Consider the following 547-nt stretch of genomic DNA (forward strand, 5'->3'; position numbering starts at 1 on the left):
CGACACATTGGAGGCGTGGAAGTCCAAGGGGCTGCCGATTCCGCTGCTGTGGGGCCACAACACCGCCGACCCGGATTTCAACCTCGGCGCGATCGTCGAGGCCAGCGAGGACGACCACGGGCTGAAGGTGCGCGGCCAACTCGACATGGACTCGCCGAAGTCCGAGCAGGTGTATCGGCTGCTCAAATCCGGGCGGGTGTCTCAGATGTCGTTCGCGTACAGCGTCGTCGAGGGCGAATGGGTCGAGCCGGTCGGCGAAGGCAAGACCTACAAGGACGCCTATTACTCGCTGAAGGTGCTCGACCTGTTCGAGGTGTCCATCGTGCCGATTGGCGCGAACCAGGAAACCGAGATCCTCGCCGTGAAGGCCGCCGCCGCCGGATTGCGCGCGAAGGCCGGGCGCGTGCTCAGCGCAAAGAACGAGAACATCATCCGCGACACGGTGACCCAGCTCGAGCAGGCCGCCGAATCGCTGAAAGCTGTACTCCCCGTGGAAGAACCGGCGGAGGACGAAGAAGACCAGGACCAGACCAGCGGTAAGGAACCG

The 547-nt window shown here is 64.2% G+C and carries 1 protein-coding gene; it reads left to right on the top strand.

The genetic code is table 11. From position 1 onward, the window contains the following. A partial coding sequence (locus ON31_RS00030) for an HK97 family phage prohead protease (protein WP_051036561.1) occupies window positions 1-547 on the top strand: 547 nt, incomplete at both ends.

It is taken from the genome of Nocardia otitidiscaviarum NBRC 14405 (assembly GCF_000308635.1).
Lineage (GTDB): Bacteria > Actinomycetota > Actinomycetes > Mycobacteriales > Mycobacteriaceae > Nocardia > Nocardia otitidiscaviarum.